Source organism: Rhodosalinus sediminis (assembly GCF_003385555.1).
GTDB classification, from domain to species: Bacteria; Pseudomonadota; Alphaproteobacteria; order Rhodobacterales; family Rhodobacteraceae; genus Rhodosalinus; species Rhodosalinus sediminis.
This window is the reverse complement of record NZ_QOHR01000113.1, coordinates 1-323: the sequence shown is the minus strand read 5'-3', so window position 1 is coordinate 323 and position 323 is coordinate 1. Positions and strand designations below refer to the sequence as shown.

The 323-nt window shown below is 67.2% G+C and carries 1 protein-coding gene; it reads right to left on the bottom strand.

The genetic code is table 11. From position 1 onward, the window contains the following. On the bottom strand, positions 1-323 hold a 323-nt coding region (gene tnpB, locus DRV84_RS15325), incomplete at both ends, for an IS66 family insertion sequence element accessory protein TnpB (RefSeq protein ID WP_147298897.1).

Sequence of the window (323 nt, the reverse complement as noted above, 5' to 3'; positions counted from 1 at the left end):
CCAAAGCCTTCACCCGCCGCCAATCCAGCCCGGCGAAGAGGGCCTCGAACTGCGCCCGGTTCAGCGTCATCACCCCGTCGCGGATGGCCGGCCAGGTGAAGGTCGTCTCCTCGAGGCGCTTGTAGGCCATCACCAGCCCGCTCCCGTCCCAGAACAGGATCTTCAGCCGGTCGGCCCGCTTCGCGCGGAACACGAACACCGTGCCGGTGAACGGGTCTTCCTCCAGCATGGACTGAACCAGTGCGGCCAGCCCGTCATGCCCCTTGCGGAAATCGACCGGTTGCGTCGCGACGAGGATGCGGAGCTGGTGCGTGGGCAGCATC